Here is a 20,027-nt window from a genome sequence, read left to right as displayed (position 1 = left end):
AATTATTTATTTATTATTTTCTCTGCTACTGAAGAAGGAACTTCTTCATAATGAGAGAATTGGATTGATTGTGTAGCTCTACCTTGAGATAATGATCTTAACACTGTTGCATAACCAAATAATTCTGATAACGGAACTAATGAATGGATTAATCTTGTATTCGTATTTCCTACATTTTCAAATCCTTCAATTCTTCCTCTTCTTGAATTTAAGTCTGCAATAATATCTCCCATATATTCTTCTGGAGTTGTAATATCCACTTTCATTATAGGCTCTAATAATACAGGATTTGCTTTTCTTGCAGCATCTTTTAATGCCATAGAACCTGCAATTTTAAATGCCATTTCAGAAGAGTCAACTTCGTGGTATGATCCATCATATAATGTTGCTTTGATTCCAACCATTGGATACCCTGCTAAAATACCTGATTGCATTGCTTCCTTTATACCAGCTTCAACAGCAGGAATATATTCTTTAGGAATTATACCACCAACAATTTTATCTTCAAACTCTAATACTTTTGTATTATCAATAGGTTCAATTTTAATCTTAACATGACCGTATTGACCTCTACCTCCAGATTGCCTAATATATTTCGTTTCTACATCTGCTGTTCCTCTAATTGTTTCTCTATATGCAACTTGAGGTTGTCCTACTTTTACTCCAACTTTAAATTCTCTTTTTAATCTATCTACAATAATTTCTAAGTGTAACTCTCCCATTCCAGAAAGTATTGTTTCTCCAGTTTCATGATCGAGTTTTACATTTAAACTTGGATCTTCTTCAGTCAATGCCTGTAATGCTTTTGTTAATTTAGCTTCATCATTCTTTGTTTCTGGTTCAATAGATAATGAGATAACTGGTTCTGGGAACTCTAATTTTTCTAATACTATTTCTTCGTTTTCATCTGTTAAAGTATCTCCTGTAGTTGTATTTTTTAAACCAATTATGGCTACTATATCCCCTGCTCTGATATAATCTACTTCTTCTCTTTGATCTGAGTGCATGAACAATAATCTTGAAACTCTTTCTTTTTTACCTTTAGTACTATTTTTTACATAACTTCCTTTTTGTAATTTTCCAGAATATACTCTTGCAAATGTTAATTTACCAACAAATGGATCTACCATAATTTTAAATGCTAAAGCTACAAAAGGACCATTTTCATCTGGATGCAATTCTTTTACAAATTCACCAGTTCTTTCATCATAAGCTTTAACAGGTGGTAAATCTAGTGGTGATGGTAAATAATCTACTATTGCATCTAATACTGGTTGAACACCTTTATTTTTAAAGGATGTCCCACATACCACTGGAACAAATGCACCTTCAATAGTACCTTTTCTAATTGCTGCCTTAATTTTATCTTCTGGTATATCTTCTCCTTCAAAGAATAATTCCATTATTTCTTCGTCATATTCAGATATAGCTGTAATTAAATCTTCTCTATATTGTTCTGCCTTTGCTACTAAATCTTCTGGTATATCTCTATATTCAAACTGCGCTCCATCTTCACTAATCCAATAAATTGCTTTCATTTTTACTAAATCAACTACACCTTCAAAATCTGCTTCAGCACCGATTGGAATTTGTAATGGTAAAGGATTAGTTCCTAATTTATCAATCATTGTTTGCACAGCGTTATAAAAATCTGCTCCAAGTTTATCCATTTTGTTCATATATGCAACTCTTGGAACATGATATCTATCTGCTTGTCTCCAAACTGTTTCTGATTGCGGCTCAACTCCAACTTGAGCATCAAATACTGCAACTGCACCATCTAATACTCTTAGCGCCCTTTCAACTTCAACTGTAAAATCCACGTGACCGGGTGTATCAATGATGTTAATCCTGTGATCTTTCCAGAAACATGTTGTAGCAGCTGAAGTAATTGTAATACCTCTTTCTTTTTCTTGTTCCATCCAGTCCATTGTAGCTGTTCCATCATCAACAGAACCTAGTTTATGTTTTTTACCCGTATAAAACAATATTCTTTCTGTAGTTGTTGTTTTACCTGCATCTATGTGCGCAATAATTCCTATATTCCTTGTTTTATTTAAAGCATATAACCGCTCTTTCAAAACAATCCCTCCTCAAAAAATTACCAGCGGTAATGAGCAAAAGCTTTATTAGCTTCAGCCATTTTATGTACGTCATCTCTCTTTTTAACTGCTGCACCAACTCCATTATAAGCATCAATTAATTCTTGAGCTAATTTTTCTTTCATTGGTCTTCCTGATTTATCTCTAGCAGCTTTAACAATCCATCTTAAAGCTAAAGATATAGCTCTATCTTCTGGAACTTCAAATGGTACCTGGTATGTAGCTCCACCAACCCTTCTAGGTCTAACTTCAATTAATGGTCTTACATTTTCAAGCGCTTGATGATAAACTTCTAAAGGATCTTTTTCTAACTTTTCTTTTATTATATCAAATGCACCATATACTATTGATTGTGCAACAGTTTTCTTTCCATCTTTCATAATTCTAACTACTAACTTTGAAACCAATGTATCATTATAAATTGGATCAGGAGTTACTGGCCTTTTTGGCGCTCTTCTTCTTCTCATTTACTTACCTCCTTACTTCTTAGGTCTTTTTGTTCCGTATTTACTTCTGCTTTGTTTTCTTCCATCAACACCAGCTGTATCTAATGTACCTCTAATTATTTTATATCTAACACCTGGTAAGTCTCTAACCCTTCCACCTCTAATTAAAACATTAGAGTGTTCCTGTAAATTATGACCTTCACCTGGAATATATGCTGTAACTTCAATTCCGTTTGAAAGTCTAACCCTTGCGATCTTTCTTAAAGCTGAGTTAGGTTTTTTAGGTGTCATGGTTGATACCCTAACACACACTCCTCTTTTTTGAGGATTGCTTTGTAATGCTGGTGACTTTGATCTTTTCTTGGTTTGTTTCCTTCCATATCTTACAAGCTGATTTATAGTTGGCATAGTATTTTCTCTTCCTCCTTTCAATATTTTAAAAAATACCAAGTGTATTTTACCTCAGGCCACTTTAATTTTCAATTAAAATGTTGTGTTTTTTTTGTGAAGTTACAACAGTGTTAATTGATATATTTTCGATTCTTCAGTGGTTTTTTACAATATATATAATTTCGATCTATGTTAAACCCTTTTTATTAAAGTATTTAATCATTTCATTATAAAGAAAATTCTTTTTACGCTATATATTTTACTCGTTTTATACAAAAATAGTTTTATTATTTTGTTACGATATAATACACGGTTTTGGGTGTTTGTTAAGAAATCACAATACAATTATGGAATTTGTACCATAATATTCTTCAACATCTCTTTTGAATTCGACATTGTGATTCTTTGTCAAAACAAATAACACTCTTCTTTTAACAATAGGTAAATCCACATATCCATCAGTAAATATTATTATGCCTTCAGGTCTAATATTTTCTTCTATATATGAAATTGCAGGATCTAAGTCAGTATCTCCTTTTCCTTTGATTTCAATATTCTTCCAATCACCACTTCCATATCTTAAAATATTTTGTATATTATTATCAATTTGAATAAGATATATTCTTGAATCATATATTTTAGAAATTTTTTCTATTTCTGAAAAAAAATCAGAATATTCTTCTTCTATTATCGAACCACTAGTATCAATCACTACTGCTATTTCTGGTCCAAATAAGCTTCTCCAGCCTGGTTGATTTTCATATCTTCTATTTGGTCTTAATGGAGTTCTATATTTTTCTATAACTGTAGAGTTGCCAAAAAATCTTCTAATTATATCTTTCCAATTTCTCTTTGATTTAGAAATCAGTAATGCAATAGGCACTTCTAATCCAGATGGAATATCTCCTTTTGATTTTTCATATGTTTCACTTATAACCTCACTTACAAGATCTGTTACAATTTCCTCCATCATTTCAAAATTTCCAAAATCTTCATGTGAATCTATTCTATTTTCTTCAATTAATTCTAGATCTGCTTTATTTGATTTTTCAAAAAATTCTAATATCCATTTATAATATTCCTCTGTTGTTTTATTTATATAGTTCATAGGAGGTCCAACAAAAAAATTTTCATTATCTGTTCCACAACCTTCATCTAATATAGTATCTAAAGGAACTGAAAAAGCATCCAACTCCTTAATTTGTTGATTAACCGCCACATCCATTGCTAAATTCCAAATTGCTTTATCTATTTTATCTTTTGGCTTAATAAAAATATGTCCATGTATTATATGAAATATCTCATGCTTTAATATCGCTTTTGAAAATATCTCTCCCTTTGATCTTAATCTTCTTGGATTATACAATATTTTAAATCTTCCAGATTTTGATATCGTAAGTTTTATAGTTCTTACATTCTCTGTAGGAATATTATCAAAATACATTTTTAGATAATTATAAAATACACTCTCTTTTCCTAATTCTATCCATGCTTTTTCTATTATATTTTCCATTTTAGCACCTCTAAAATCTCTTTTAACCCTAAGGCTTTCACTGATTTCATTGCTATATTATTATTATAATATTTATAATCTTCAGTTACATCCTTCATAATTTTTATATTTTCTCTTTTTAATTCATTTAAAAAATCTTCAGTATTGTACTTTTTTATATCTTTCATTTCTATTTCTAAAAGATATCTTTCATTTATATTATAATGCAAATATTCGAATTCAATAAATTCATCTAAAACAATTTCTGGATTTTCCTTAATTACGTGCCTAATTTTTACTACCATTTTCTTATTGAATAATTCAGTAATATTTTCTATAAAATAATCTTTTTCATTCTCAATTTTTACATGTGGAATATCTGTATTGGCTTTATATGCATAATTCCATTTTTCTATTATTTCACCATTTTTTCTAATTAATTGTAGTCTTATTCTTTCTATTTCATTTTCTTCTGATCTTAAATACCATTGTATTATTCCTATTTTTTTGATAGATCTTCCTTTTAATTTATTAGCTTCAGTTTCATCAATAATATATTTTCTTTCAATCTCTATTGACATATTTATCCTCCAATTTTCTTTTCTTAGGTTTCAATATTTTTAGATATATAGGTAAATGTACTTCCCTTCTTTTAAATAATGAAGGATTTGATAATAACCAACTTTTATACCTTATTGGCTTTTCATATGCTTCAACACTTGTTAAATGAAGCAAAGAATATATTCTTAATAAAAAACCCATTAATATTAAAAATTGTATTCCATGATATTTATCCCCCAATATATAAAATGTTTTATCTTTTAATATATTACCAAAAAAACCACCTAAGGTTGAAGCAACTATAGCTGTTAATCCGGAAATAAACGCATAAGCACCTATATAATTTTCTGCAGGTTCTGCAACCGTTTCTAAAAGCAAATTAAAAAAAGTAAGATTTATTGCCGACCATGCAAATGCTGAAAATATACCATCTAATAATATCAAACTATGATAGTTATAATCAGTCATTACAAAATATAATAAAGGAGCTATAGTAGCTAATGAAATTCCTATCATTAAAATATTTTTATTCCCATACTTATCGCTTAACTTTCCATAAAATGGATATAATACAAGAGTTATTAACCCAGAAAATACGGATATATTTCCTAAAAAAGTTGTTTTTACTCCTAAAACAGCTAATTGAAAATAAGAAAAATACGGTCTTGTTAACTCTATAGCAAAAGTCCAAATAGCTACAAAAATTAAAAAACTTTGAAACCTTTTATCATAAAGTGGTTTTTTTAAATTTATTTTTGCAGATTCTTCTTTAATTTCTGGAATATTATGAAATATAAAAAGAATAATTGTAGTAATAGAAAATATAGCTACTAATGTTGTAACAACTAATATTCCCATCTTTTTATTCGGAAAATCTAAAAGTTTACCATAAATATATGTTACCAATATCCCTATCGCAGAAGCAAAAACATTTCTTAAACCAAAATACTTTCCTCTTTTTTCAAATGGGACTAATTCCCTCATTGCAGAGGTCCATATATTACTAATAAAAGTTCCAAATAATGAATATATAATCATTATAAAGACAAACACCCATGAGTTCTTATAATCAAACAAAACGGCTAAAGGCAATAGAATTAAAGCTCCTCTTCCTATAATAGCTACTGCTATTAAACTTTTCTTTCTACCTTTTAATAATTTATACCAGAATGGAGTAAAGATTTGAAACATCTGCGAAAATACAGGAAATGATGAAACTATAGATATTTGAAATGGATTTGCATTAAAATATAATGCGATAGAAATTATTATAAAAGTCTGTGTTGCTACAAAAAAAGCATTAAAAAACATTCCTTCAAAAATTGAAAGCTTCAATGTTCCACTCAACTTCTCCATGGCAACACCACCTTGACATTGTATACTTGATTATATCATACTATTTTTAAAGTAGTGCAATATTTTATTTCCGAAGTATAACTTTAATTCATTTTATATATATTTAGAAATATATTATAATATAATTAACTTAAATAAATTTAATTTTAAATAATCTTATTTAGTTTATTATAATAACCAATTTTATTATTTTTATTTATTATGTAAATTGATATAATGTATTTATGGTATAACAAATTCTTTTAGGAGGGATTTTATGAAGAGAAAAAACTTACTTATTTTATTTTTATTAATTATTTCTACTTTCTTTGCAACATTTCCATCTTATGGCACTGGAAAAAGCGCTAAGGATTTTGGAGCAAAAACAGTATTAATTTTACATTATCATCGTTTTGATAACAAATATGAAGGATGGAATTTGTGGGTATGGCCGCATAAACCGCAATCATTAGATGGTCATGCATATCAATTCACTGGAAAAGATGATTTTGGCCCCTATTCTATTATTAAATTTAACGAGAAATATACTGAATTAGGTTATATTGTGAGACTGAATGAATGGCAAGCAAAAGATGTATCAAAGGATAGATTTGTAAAAATTCCCAAAAACGGAATTGCAGAAATTTGGATAATTACAAGCGTTGAAGAACCTTATATAGATCCTAATAACATTGATATAAGCCCAAGAATTCTAAGTGCTATTATGGACTCTCCTACAGAAATAAAGGTAAGTTTAACAACTCCTTTTGATACTAAAAATTGGAAAGGGAAAATTAACGTTTTTGCTGAAAGTAAAAAATTAGAAATTAAAAACGTCGAAAAACTGGATCCTACTGATATTTCAAAAACAACTAAAATTAAAATTATACTAAATAAACCTTTTAAAGATGTTGATAAAATAGTAAAAATTAGTATTTCTGGATACGTGGAAAATACCGCTATTATGAGAAACATTTTAAATGATTTTTATTATAATGGAGATGACTTAGGAATTACTTATAAAAAAGATTATACCACATTTAAAGTATGGTCCCCTGTTTCAAAAACTGCTGAAGTATTATTATACAAAAATTATTTATCTAAAAAACCCGATAAGACTATAAAAATGAAAAAATCTCAAAACGGCGTATGGAGTACAACTATTAAAGGTGATTTAAAAGGTTGGTTCTATAAATACAAATTTTTATCATATGGAAAATATAGAGAAACTGTTGATCCTTATTCTATAGCTGTTTCTGTTAATTCTGAAAAATCCGCTATCATCGATTTAAAAGATACAAATCCGGAAAATTGGAATAATGATATAAAACCACCTTTTATTAATCCTGAAGATGCAATCATTTACGAAATACACGTTAAAGATTTTACCATAAATAAAAATTCTGGTGTTGATGAAAAATATAGAGGGAAATATCTTGGTTTAGTTCAAGAAAATACCACAAGTCCTAATGGAGTAAAAACAGGACTTTCCCATTTAAAAGAATTAGGAATTACCCATGTTCATATCATGCCTATTCAAGATATTTATTTTATAGACGAAACAAAATTCAAAGAACAATATGGATGGGGATATGATCCGAAATTATATAATGTGCCTGATGGCTTTTATTCCATTAATCCTTTTGATCCAAATTCAAGAATCAAAGAAGTAAAGGAAATGATAAAAAAATTCCATGAAAATGGTATTAGAGTTATCCTTGATGTTGTATATAATCACACTGCTGTTGTGGGTGAAGGATCTGCTTTTGATCAAACAGTACCTTATTATTATTATAGAACTGATGATACTGGACATTATACAAACGGCTCAGGTGTTGGTAATGAAATCGCTACAGAAAGACCTATGGTAAGAAAATTTATACTGAATTCTGTAAAATATTGGGCAAAAGAATATCATGTTGATGGTTTTAGATTTGATTTAATGGGTTTGATAGATAAAAAAACGATGGAATTGGTCAGTAAAGAACTTCATAAAATAGATCCTTCAATATTATTATATGGTGAACCATGGACTGGCGGAGGAAAATTATTATTTGGAAAAGGCGATCAAAAAAATATGCATATTGCTATGTTTAATGATGATTTCAGAAATGCAATTAGAGGTAGTGTTTTTAATGTTAAAATAAAAGGATTTGGATTAGGATCTTTAGGGAAAGAAACAAAAATAAAAAAAGGTGTTGTTGGTTCTATTGAATATAATTCAAGAATAAGACTCTGGGCAAGTGATCCAGAAGAAACTATAAATTATGTTTCAAATCATGATAATCATACTTTATGGGATAAAAATGCTTTAGCTTTAGGCTATAAACCATGGGAAGATAAAATACCTCAAAACATCGAAGAAAAATTAAAGAAAGCTCAGAAATTTTCAAATGCTATTATTTTAACCTCTCAAGGAATCGCATTTTTACATGGTGGTGTTGATTTTGCAAGAACAAAAATGGGAAATGATAATCCGTATAACAAAGAAACTCCTAATGTTTTTGACTGGTCTAGAAAAGAGAAATATTATGATATTTTTGAATATTATAAAGGATTAATTGAATTAAGAAAATCCCATCCTGCATTTAGAATGACAAATGCCGACATGATAAAATCTCATTTAGAATTTCTAGAAGCTCCTAAAAAAAGAATGGTTGCTTTTATTATTAAAGAAAATGCAAATAATGATTCGTGGAAAAATATACTTGTAATATATAATGCAAATTCTTCAAAAGTTATTTTTAATTTGCCTGATGGTGAATGGAATATTGTTGTAAATGATAAAATTGCTGGAACAAAAATAATAAAAACTACCGAAAAGAATGTTGTTTTAGAACCATTAAGTGCCTATGTTTTGTATCAACAATAAAATTATTCAAATACTTTATTATTAACTAAAATCCCTCATAGTTTTATGAGGGATTTTTATATATACTGGTATTTATAAGCTTATAAATATTTTTGTATTAGATTTTTCACTCTCTCAGTAATATAATTGTAATGTTAGAATTTTAGAATTTTCTAATATTCTAACATTACAATTATATATATTGAGGAGGGGTATTATGAGAATAAAGAACGTTACTGTTTTGGGCGGAGGTGTTTTAGGATCACAAATAGCATGGCAAACAGCTTTTAAGGGTTTTAATGTTATTATATATGATATTAGCGAAGAATCTTTAGAAAAATCAAAAAAATTTCATAAAGGATTTAGTGAATATTTTAAAAACTATAAAAATGCTACAGAAAAAGATATTGATAAAACATTTTCAAATATACAATATACTACAAACCTTGAAGAAGCAATTAAAAATGCTGATTTAATAAGCGAATCCGTCCCTGAAGTATTTGAAATAAAAAAGGAAATATATGAAAAACTTTCAAAATTAGCTCCTGAAAAAACCATTTTCACAACTAATTCATCAACGATGTTACCTTCACAATTAGCAAAATATACAGGAAGGCCCGAAAAATTTCTTGCGCTTCATTTTGCAAATCCGGTTTGGGAGGCTAATATTGGAGAAGTTATGGGACATGAAGAAACATCGCCTGAAATATTTGAAATTGTTGTTAACTTTGCAAAAGATATAGGTATGATACCTATTCCAATAAAAAAGGAACAAAGTGGTTATGTATTAAATTCATTGTTAGTACCTTTATTACACGCAGCTGAGACATTATATTTTGATGGCGTGGCTGATTACAAAGATATTGACAAAACATGGATGATTAGTACAGGATCAAAATTCGGCCCATTTGGAATAATTGATTTGATTGGAATGAATACTTTATATAATATTATTAAAATGCGTGGAGAAAAATTAAATGATAAAAAAATCTTAAGCAGAGCTGAAAAGATTAAGAAGAATTTTATTGATAAAAACAAACTTGGAGTAAGTACTGGTGAAGGATTCTACAAATATCCTAATCCAGAATATCAAAAAACAGATTTCTTGAAATAAGTTCCCAAAAGGGAACTTATTTCAAACTGTTAACAAAATAAAATATGAGAAAATAATATGAGCGAATACTTGAAAATCCCAGAAACATTCGCTTTGGGAAAATAAAAAACTTTTAATATAAATATTTTGGTTAGAAAAAACTTAAAATATTTTTTGTAAAACCTTGTATTTTTGAGGAATAAGAATTTTCATTGGATGAGCAAATATTATTTTGATTATTTTATTTTGTGCTTTGTCTACAAACTGTAGGTTCCCAAAAGGAACTTATTTTTTATAATATCGAAGAGCATAGTCTTTAAATTGTTTTAATACTTCATTCATATGCCTCTCTTTGAGCCAAGATATTGCTATTTCCCATTTAAAATATGGCTCTATTAACTTTAATGTTTTAGCTGGAAAATCCGGATATTGTTCAACAAATTTCCGAGAAACTATTACTATCCCTAGACCAGCATTTAAAGCCTTTTCTACCAAAGAAATTTCACCTTCAAGTATTATATTAGGATTAAAATTAGCTTCATGGTATATTTTATCTACTATTTTTCTAAAACCGTAATGTTCTACCAGATTTATAAAATTCTCATTTTCTAAATCTTTAAGACTAATAAAATCTCTTTTAGATAAATTATGATTTAGTGGAACAGCTACTAAAATTTCGTCTTCAATTAAAACTTTGCTTTCGATATGAGCTAACTTTATTGGTGGATATGTAATTGCAAAATCTATTTCTCCTTTTTCAAGAAGTCTTATTGCCTCACTATTATCAATTATAAATTGTTTTATGTTTAAATCTGGATATCTTTCTAAAAAAGTAATTATAAAGTCCGCAAGAAAAGTTGTCCCCGTTGTAGCCAATATAATTTTTTTATTTTTTATCCCTTTATATTTATTAATTTCTTCCATTGCACATTCCAATTCATTAAATATTTTATCTATATGAGAAAGAAATATTTTACCATATTCATTTAAAATTATCTTTCTACCTACTCTGTCAAATAATTTAACTCCAAGCTCTTCTTCAAGCTTGGATATTGTTATACTCAATGCAGGTTGAGAAATATGTAATTTCTCTGAGACCTCAGTCATATGTTGACAATAGGCTAATTCCCTAAAATATTTCAATTGTAAAAGATCCATTTTACATCTCCACTACAAAAATAATTTATTTTATGATATAATTATACGTTGTTAAAAAGTTTGAGCATTTCCCTACTTTGCATAAACAAAAAGCCGGCTTTCGCCGGCTCTGGCTGGGGCGGATGGATTCGAACCACCGAATAACGGAGCCAAAATCCGCCGCCTTACCGCTTGGCCACGCCCCAATCACAGTATCTATTATATCATATTTTTTTCATTTGTCAATACCTCATTGTTTCTGATTATGAATAAGATTATTACAAAAAAATAAATAAAGGAGGAATATTTATGAGATATGAATTAAAGATTAATAATGAAATCATTTATGCTAATAAAGGAACAACTTATCTTGAAATTATAAAAGATATTCAGAAAAAACATTCCTTAAAAATTTTAGCTGTTAAACATAATAATAATATTAAAGAATTAATGAAACCTATAGAAGATTCAGGAACAATTGAATTATTAGATACTTCAACTCTTGATGGATTTAGAATTTATCAAAGAGGTGTTTTATTTCTTTTATATATGTCTTTAAAAGATTTATTTCCTGAAGATAAACTTTATGTTCATCATGCTATAGGGAGTGGATTATATTGTGAACTCAGGAGTGGAAAACCTTCACAAAAAAAACTTGAAATTTTAAAACAGAAAATGATAGAATATGTAGAAAAGGATTTACCTTTTGAGAAAACAACTATAAGTAAATTTAGAGCAATGAAAATTTTTGAAAATGTTGATTTAAAAGATAAATCTGACTTATTTAAATATAGAAAAAAGGATAAAGTTAATATTTACATATGCGATAAGTATTTCAACTATTTTTATGGTTATATGCCTCCTTCCACAGGCTATACAAATTTATTCGATCTTGTAGCTATAGATAATGGATTTGTAATAATTCACCCCACACCAAAATCACCAGATAAAATCCCAGAATACAAACATTATTCAAAATTATCTTTTACTTTTAATGAATATAAAGAATGGTTAAAAATATTGGAGGTTAGTACGGTTGGCGAATTAAATGAATTAATTACAAAAGGGCCTAATGAAGTTATTGAATTAATAAGAGTTTCTGAAGCACTTCATGAAAAAAAATATGCTCAAATTGCTGATAATATCATTAAAAGAAAAAATGTAAAAATTGTATTAATCGCAGGGCCATCATCCTCTGGAAAAACTACATCTGCAAAAAGATTGTCTTTACAATTAAAAGTAAACGGTCTTAAACCAATACCTATTTCTTTAGATGATTATTTCGTTGACAGAGAAAAAACGCCGAAAGATGAAAATGGAAATTATGATTTTGAGTCAATATATGCTTTAGATTTAGATTTATTTAATAGACATTTACAAAAATTATTAAAAGGTGAAGAGGTTGAACTTCCAAAATTTGATTTTGTACACGGAAAAAGTCTACCTAGCGGAAAAAAAATAAGAATGAATTCCGATCAAATACTTATTATTGAGGGAATACATGGATTAAACGAAATACTGACTGCTAGTATTCCAAGAGATTATAAATATAAAATATACGTAAGTGCTTTAACACAAATGAACTTAGATGCCATGAATAGAATTACTACTACAGATACGCGCTTAATAAGAAGAATAGTTAGAGACTTTAAATTTAGAGGGCATTCCGCTCTTGCTACTTTAAAAATGTGGCCAAGTGTTAGAAGAGGTGAAGATAGAAATATATTCCCTTTCCAAGAAGAAGCGGATATTATGTTTAATTCTAACTTAATTTATGAATTATCTGTTTTGAAGATTTTTGCTGAACCTTTACTATTGTCTGTCGATAATAGTAATCCTGAATATTCGGAAGCAAAAAGATTATTAAAATTTCTTGATTATTTTTTACCTATCACAGAACTCGAAGAAATACCAAGAAAATCTATTATTAGAGAATTTATAGGTAGAAGTACATTTAAATATTAATAAAAATAATACTGTTAGGAAGGGAGAGATTTTTTTGAATAAAAGATTTAAGAGCTTTATAGTAATATTATTAATTACAACTTCTTTTGTATTATTATGGGCAAATACAAATAATCAGAAAGATGTTGAAAAGTTATATTTGGATAAGTTTCAAAATCCTATTTATACGCTGCTTTATTATATTAATAACATTTATTATGAAAAAGATAAAGTTGATTACGATAAGGTTTTAGATTCAACATTGAAGGGGTTAGTTGATGGATTAAATGATCCTTTTGCATGGTATTTAGATTCTCAACAAGTAACTGAAAGTAAAATTGAAGAATCGGGAGAATATGGTGGTTTAGGAATTCTTGTAAGTTATGATTCTAAACTCAATGCCATTAGAATAGTTAGTCCAATGATCGGAACTCCTGCATATGAGGCTGGTTTGCAAGCAGATGATTTAATTATTAGTGTTGATGGCTCACCAGTTTCTCAAACTGGATACATTGGCGCTATAAATATGATGAGAGGAAAACCTGGAACTAAAGTTCAAATAGAAGTATTTAGAGATGGTTGGGATGAACCAAAAAAAATTACTTTAGTTAGAGAAAAAATTGAAACTGTTACTGCTAAATATAAAGTTTTTGAAAGTGATAACTTCAAAATTGGATATATTAAATTGACTAATTTTGGTGAAAAAAGTGCTTCAGAAATGCAAAGAGCTTTAAAAGCTGTTGAAAAAGATAATGTTAATGGAATAATTTTAGATTTAAGAAATAATCCTGGTGGTTTCCTAAATGTTGCTATAGATATTGCAAGTATGTTTATTAAAGATAAAACTATCGTTACTGTAAGATATTTTGATGGTTCTCAAGAGGTTATTAAACCTAAAACATATGAGCATTTCGATTTTCTAGATAAATTACCAATTGTATTATTAGTAAATAAATCTTCTGCATCAGCATCTGAAATATTAACTGGAGCTTTAAAAGATAATAAAATTGCAACAGTTATTGGAAAAACCACATATGGTAAAGCTGCTGTTCAGAGACCTATACCATTAGACAATGGTGGAGAAGTGTGGTTACCTATTGGACATTATTTTACACCCTCAGGAAAAGATATTCATTTGAAAGGAATTAAGCCTGATATTGAAATTGATAATCCTAAAAAAGAAGTTAAAAATGTTGAACAAATGGAAGCTAAAAACACCACTACATACGAAGCTGTCATTGATTTAAATAATGACACGCAACTTTTAAAGGCCATTGAAGTTTTGAAAATGGGAGGAAAATAAATTGAGGATATATGGAATGGTAATAGTCTTTTCTATTACCATTCTTTTATTAAGTGTAACTGTATACTTTTTATTTGGAAATATTGATAAACAGGTAATAATTAGGGAGCCTATCCCTACTTATGTTGTTTTAAATTATCATAATAATATAAAAAATGATATAATCGATATGGTAAACAAATCAAAGAATCTTTCTAGAATATTTTTTGTTATTGATGATTTAGGGGTTTTCATTGGTAAAATAAAGATTGATTTTTCAAATAATCATGTTTTTATTGCAGTTGTTAATAATGATATATATGATGAATTAAAAACAACTTTAAAATCTTTTGATTCATCATTAAAAGAGTATAAAGAAAAATTAACTTTTTACGGACTACAACTAAATAAGAATATTGCATATTCTAAAAATTTTACTTTAATTAATTATCCAACAATTGCAGTAACTGATTTATCTAAACTAACTTTAGAAGAATTAAGCTTTTTGAAACTCAAATATTTTGTTTTAGATAAAGAAAATTATAAACCTTATTCATTTAAAACGGAGATTCTTGAAAAATTAAAAAACGAAAATGGTATTATTTTAGATTATAATATTATAGAAAATCCTGGCGTCAAACCTTTATTAAACGTATTTACCGAATTAGGTATTAATGTAATATATGATATGAAAGTTTACACTGGAGGCATACATTGATGTTTTATAACATATTTAAAATTATTTTTACTCCAACAAAAATTTCAAGGGTTAAATATGATACTATATTTATAGGTTTTATTATATTATTTTATTTTTGGTTTTCCCCTTTTTTTAGAAACCTAACATTGTATACTTTTTTTATAAAAAGTATATTCTTATTATTTTTTATTTTCTTATCTAATATTATAAGATCTTTTTTTCACCCTATAGAAAAATTTAGAGTAATTTTCCCATATTATATACTTTCTTTATCTCCATTACTACTTATTGGTTTTTTTTCTTTTTTTAAATTTTTTTTAGTAATTCCATTTATTTGGATAGAATTATTAAAAGGGTATAAAGATTTTAGTGAAAAAAATTTGACTGCATTAATTATCGGAACAATACTAGATTTAATTTTTTATATAATATTATGGAGATGAAAAAATGAAAAAGAGATACTTACTTATATCAGAATTTCTAACAAAAAATTATAAATGGATATTAATTTTATTTTTTATTTTTTCTGTAGCTATAATGTATAATTTAAAAAATTTAAAAATAAATTCCGATCTTTTACAATTGCTTCCTGATGATGATCCAATTGTTATGTCTTATAAAAATGAGTTAAAACAACAATCAGAATCTGAGGTGATGATTACTGCTTTTTATCTAAATGATGATACTGATTATAAAAAATTAGCCCTAGATTTTTATGATAGAATGAAAACTCTACCAGAATTTAAAGACCTAGCAAAAACTGATGTTTCTTTATTGCTTTCTTATGGTTTCCTAAATATATCAAATTCAAAATTAATAGATAATTTAATGAAAAACGTTAAAAAAACTTTTAATGCATTTTCAAATGTTAACCCATATGACTTTAAATCTTTTGAGTATATAAACGATACTATATCTCTTTTGAATAAATTAGACAATAGTTTTCAAAACTCGAAAGAATCTGATCCCTTGCTGGGGTATTATACTTTATCTCCTGATAAAAAAATCATGGTTATGGGTATAACTTTTAAAAAACCAACGTCTGATTTGAATTTTGTAGACTATATAATTCCAAAAGTAAAAAATGTTTTAAATACAATAGATCATGACTATTCGATAAAAACTGGGTTGACTGGAGCTTATATTTATTCTTACGAAGCCAATAAAACGGTATCTTTTGATTTTTCTATCACAACATATTTGTCGATATTATTAATTATTATTATTTTCTATTTTACATTTGGAAATTTAATAGCTACTTTTATAGTTTTTTTAAGTTTAATAGTAGCTACTGGAATTTCTTTGGGATTAGCTACAATTATTTTTAAGGAATTTAATATATTAACCTCTTTTGTTGCCGCTATAACTCTCGGACTTGGTATTGATTATGGAATTCATATTACAAGTCGTCTAATAACAGAATTCAAAGAAAGAAAAAATTATATTGAAGCTTTAGCAATTACATATGAAACAGTTTTAATACCTGTAATGTATGGTGTTTTAACCACGGTATTTGTCTTTTTAGCTTTAATACTAATGAAGTTACCAGCTTTTACTCAAATGGCTATAATTAGTAGCATAGGTTTATTTGTCTTTGCTTTAATAATGGTATTTATAACCCCTATAATTTTTTATCCTTTTAGAAACATAATTTTAAAAACTTATAAAGAAAACAAGATAAACATTTGGTTTCAAAAATTCAGTATATGGATTCCAAAACATCGAAAATTATTATTATCTTTTATCACATTATTAATTATTTCTTTTTCAATTTTTGGTTTAATAAACTTTTCTAATTTTTCTTATACACCACCAGGATTGGCTCCAACTAATTCTGAAAGTAGTATAGTATTTAATGATATTGCTAACCATTTTGGAACATCATTATTTAATGAAATGCAATTTATTATCGGTATTGATGAAGACTCGCAAAAAATAATAAATGATTTAAAAAAATCTCCATATGTTTCAAAAGTTGAAAGTTATTTAGATATATTAAAAAAACAATTAGGAGACTTTGAAAAACTCAAACTCAAAACTCAAGAGATTTCACAATTGGTAAATGACCCTTTTTCTGTTGCTGTGTTAAAAAAATACAATATTTACTCAGAAACTTTAAAAATTATTGATTTAGCTGCTAAATCTAAAAATGAAAAAGATTTCATTCTTGGAATAACAGAATTAATTCCTGATAGTTTTAGAAAAAATATTTTGATAAATAAAAATGGAAAAGACTATTTTATTGTTTATGTTACTCCATCTATAGATTTAAATACAAATAATGGAATGAAATATTTTTTTGATTCATTAAAAAAATATATTGGAAGATTTTTAGGCAATAAAAAAGCATTATATGAATTAATGTATCTTATTGAAAACAGATTTTATAATGTTATTTTATTCTCTGTATTTGTAATAGGTATTTTAACTTATTTTTCAAGAAAATCTATAAAAGAAACTTTAATTGCTATAATAGGTTTAATTTTTACAAATTTAATTACATTTGGTATTATTTACCTTTTTGATATTAAAGCAACATTCTTAACAATTATTTCACTCCCCTTAATATTTGGTATTGGTGTTGATGGCTATATTCATATTTTCCATGCTATTGACGAAGATAAGGTTCATTACTGGCATACATTAAAAGCAACATCATTATCTTTTTTAACAACAATATCATCTTTTATAACCTTCCAACTTTCAAGAGGAAAATTGCTTAAACAATTCAGTTTAACTATGGTTTTAGGTATTTCAATAGTATGGATTATGACTGTATTATTAATACCTTCTTTGAAAAAAAAGAATTTTACATAACTCCAGGTTTTGTTACGTTTGAAAATTCACAATTAATATATAAGTATTGAAAAGTAACATTTATTTTTGTATACTATTGTTGTAAAAAGAAAATCCCCCTATCCCCCCCTGAAATAGATGGATAGACATTTAGCGGATCCTAAGGATCCGTTTTTTTTTATGGTATAATATAATAAAAATAATAAAGAGGTGTTTTATGAGAAAATATTTCGTATTATTAATCTCAGTATTTTTATCTATGATAGCAACATTCTTTATCTTTATATATTCATTAAAGCATGATATTATTTCCAATGAAATAAAAATAAACGAAAAGTTTTTAAAAGAAGAAATTATCAATTTAGAATACAATATAGAAAAAAGTATATATAGTTATATTAAAAATCATACATTTACATTTAAACCTATAAAATTAGCAATTTATAAAAAATCTGATATTATATATTCAGATTTTGCAAGCACATCTGATGTCAATACAAAAACTTTTTTTCAAAAATCTATAGAAATAGATGATACCCAATATACATATTACTTTTCAATAATTGATTATACTAATTTTATACGTACTTTTCTTATTAAAAATATTATTATACAATATAAAAATGAATTTTATCCAAATACCTATAAACGCTTATTAATTCATTATAAAAAATTTTCTTATCAAGATATCAACTATTATATTTTTTATTCCGGAGAAATTTCAAAATCTATATTTAACAGATATATTTTATTTTTCGTTTTAATTAATGGTATTTTATTTATACTTATTTTATTCTCATTAATAAAAATAAATAGCATCAATCTTCAAGATATGAGATTATTAACTACTGAATTTAAAAATATTGAAAACCTGGAATTAAAGTCTCCATACGGAAAGATCCTAAAAAACAAGATTTCTAAATATATTGAAGAAATAAAAGAAAAAGATAATGAGATTATTCTAATAAAAAATGAAATTGATGAAATAAAAGATAAAAATGACACTCTTTTAAATGACTTAATTTTTTCTATTAATAATCCGTTACAAAATTTATTTTATTTAACTTCTACAAACTCAATAAATAAAGAGAATATTCTTAATGAAATTGATGAAATAAATAGAATCATAAATAAGTTTAAAAATATATATTTATATGAATCAAATAATAATTTTTTAAAATTTATCGACATTAAAAAACTATATAACTCTCTTTCTTATTATTTATCCTCTATTATAAGTAAAAAAAATATTATATTAAAGAAAAGTATTAATGTTAATAATACCTATATATTTTCCGATGAAGAAAAACTATTTGGCCTTTTATATGAATTATCACATTTAATAATATCAGAAAAAAACGAAGGGATACTAACTTATTCATTTAATTTTTCAAATGATATTTTAGAAATAAAAATTATAGACCATGACAATATATTCAATGATTATCTTTTAATGTTGAATAAAGATATTTTCATTGATAAATCTAATTTTAAAATGTATAATATTGCTTTAATAAAAAGATATATTTCTGATTTAAAGGGAAATATATTTTTAAATATTTCTAATGGAGATTCTATTATCAAAATCGAACTACCTATAAACTATATTAATTTCTTCGAAAATTTAGACATATATGAATTAAAAAAATATTATATTACGAAATTTATTGAACATAAATATTCTGTAAATCAGGCTAATAAATTCTTTGATGAAATTATTTCTTTATATATAAAAGTTCTAAAATATCATCAAGAATCTGATATTAATATTTTAACATCTCTTTTGAAAAAAAATAAAATATATATCCTATTAAATTGGTTAAATTATATATTAAAAAATCCTGATGATGTAAAATTAAAAGATACTATAATAAGAAAATTGGAGGGGATATAATCCC

Annotated in this window: 15 protein-coding genes and 1 tRNA gene; 8 read left to right on the top strand and 8 right to left on the bottom strand. The window is 26.4% G+C overall.

Features of this window, described 5'->3' with window-relative positions:
• Positions 1-2: 2 nt before the first annotated feature.
• The 6 genes from fusA to ACZ5CK_RS03105 form a co-directional block, all read right to left on the bottom strand.
• A complete protein-coding gene (gene fusA, locus ACZ5CK_RS03130; RefSeq protein ID WP_464582453.1) occupies positions 3-2,081 on the bottom strand; it encodes an elongation factor G in 2,079 nt (692 codons plus the stop codon).
• 20 nt (positions 2,082-2,101) lie between these two features.
• A complete protein-coding gene (gene rpsG, locus ACZ5CK_RS03125) occupies positions 2,102-2,569 on the bottom strand; it encodes a 30S ribosomal protein S7 (protein WP_464582452.1) in 468 nt (155 codons plus the stop codon).
• 12 nt (positions 2,570-2,581) lie between these two features.
• A complete protein-coding gene (gene rpsL, locus ACZ5CK_RS03120) occupies positions 2,582-2,956 on the bottom strand; it encodes a 30S ribosomal protein S12 (RefSeq protein ID WP_464582451.1) in 375 nt (124 codons plus the stop codon).
• A gap of 316 nt (positions 2,957-3,272) precedes the next feature.
• Positions 3,273-4,451, bottom strand: a complete 1,179-nt coding sequence (locus tag ACZ5CK_RS03115; protein WP_464582450.1) for a vWA domain-containing protein — start codon at positions 4,449-4,451, stop codon at positions 3,273-3,275.
• Positions 4,439-5,011 (bottom strand): CYTH domain-containing protein, encoded by a 573-nt coding sequence (locus tag ACZ5CK_RS03110; RefSeq protein ID WP_464582449.1) that lies wholly within the window; start codon positions 5,009-5,011, stop codon positions 4,439-4,441. Before ACZ5CK_RS03110 ends, ACZ5CK_RS03115 begins: the two co-directional genes overlap by 13 nt.
• Positions 4,995-6,347: an MFS transporter gene (locus tag ACZ5CK_RS03105; RefSeq protein ID WP_464582448.1), complete on the bottom strand. Its 1,353-nt coding sequence runs from the start codon at positions 6,345-6,347 to the stop codon at positions 4,995-4,997. The genes ACZ5CK_RS03110 and ACZ5CK_RS03105 overlap by 17 nt, the downstream gene beginning before the upstream one ends.
• Before the next feature lie 256 nt (positions 6,348-6,603).
• Between ACZ5CK_RS03105 and pulA the strand changes: the two genes are divergently transcribed.
• Complete coding sequence (gene pulA / locus ACZ5CK_RS03100) at positions 6,604-9,198, top strand: type I pullulanase (RefSeq protein ID WP_464582447.1); 2,595 nt, start codon at positions 6,604-6,606, stop codon at positions 9,196-9,198.
• A 196-nt stretch (positions 9,199-9,394) separates the two neighbouring features.
• Positions 9,395-10,291: a 3-hydroxyacyl-CoA dehydrogenase gene (locus tag ACZ5CK_RS03095; RefSeq protein WP_464582446.1), complete on the top strand. Its 897-nt coding sequence runs from the start codon at positions 9,395-9,397 to the stop codon at positions 10,289-10,291.
• A 264-nt stretch (positions 10,292-10,555) separates the two neighbouring features.
• Here the strand turns inward: ACZ5CK_RS03095 and ACZ5CK_RS03090 are convergent, their stop codons facing one another.
• Together ACZ5CK_RS03090 and ACZ5CK_RS03085 are read right to left on the bottom strand one after the other, a co-directional pair.
• Positions 10,556-11,428 (bottom strand): LysR family transcriptional regulator, encoded by an 873-nt coding sequence (locus tag ACZ5CK_RS03090; protein ID WP_464582445.1) that lies wholly within the window; start codon positions 11,426-11,428, stop codon positions 10,556-10,558.
• A gap of 110 nt (positions 11,429-11,538) precedes the next feature.
• Positions 11,539-11,613 (bottom strand) — tRNA-Gln (locus ACZ5CK_RS03085).
• A gap of 103 nt (positions 11,614-11,716) precedes the next feature.
• On the opposite strand from ACZ5CK_RS03085, the gene ACZ5CK_RS03080 reads away from it, so the two are divergent.
• The 6 genes from ACZ5CK_RS03080 (at position 11,717) to ACZ5CK_RS03055 (ending at position 20,023) form a co-directional block, all read left to right on the top strand.
• On the top strand, positions 11,717-13,372 hold the full coding sequence (locus ACZ5CK_RS03080; protein WP_464582444.1) for a uridine kinase family protein: 1,656 nt from the start codon (positions 11,717-11,719) through the stop codon (positions 13,370-13,372).
• A gap of 34 nt (positions 13,373-13,406) precedes the next feature.
• Positions 13,407-14,654, top strand: a complete 1,248-nt coding sequence (locus tag ACZ5CK_RS03075) for a S41 family peptidase (protein WP_464582443.1) — start codon at positions 13,407-13,409, stop codon at positions 14,652-14,654.
• Position 14,655: 1 nt separating this feature from the next.
• Positions 14,656-15,351: a hypothetical protein gene (locus ACZ5CK_RS03070; protein ID WP_464582442.1), complete on the top strand. Its 696-nt coding sequence runs from the start codon at positions 14,656-14,658 to the stop codon at positions 15,349-15,351.
• Positions 15,351-15,776: a hypothetical protein gene (locus tag ACZ5CK_RS03065; protein ID WP_464582441.1), complete on the top strand. Its 426-nt coding sequence runs from the start codon at positions 15,351-15,353 to the stop codon at positions 15,774-15,776. Before ACZ5CK_RS03070 ends, ACZ5CK_RS03065 begins: the two co-directional genes overlap by 1 nt.
• 4 nt (positions 15,777-15,780) lie before the next feature.
• Positions 15,781-18,150 carry an efflux RND transporter permease subunit gene (locus tag ACZ5CK_RS03060; protein WP_464582440.1) on the top strand — a complete coding sequence of 790 codons (2,370 nt, stop codon included), beginning with the start codon at positions 15,781-15,783 and terminating at the stop codon, positions 18,148-18,150.
• Between the two features lie 196 nt (positions 18,151-18,346).
• Positions 18,347-20,023, top strand: coding sequence for a ligand-binding sensor domain-containing protein (locus tag ACZ5CK_RS03055; protein ID WP_464582439.1), 1,677 nt, complete (start codon positions 18,347-18,349; stop codon positions 20,021-20,023).
• Positions 20,024-20,027 lie beyond the last annotated feature (4 nt).

It is taken from the genome of Marinitoga okinawensis (assembly GCF_055387075.1).
The sequence above is the reverse complement of the archived record's forward strand: the minus strand, read 5'-3'. Positions and strand labels throughout refer to the sequence as shown.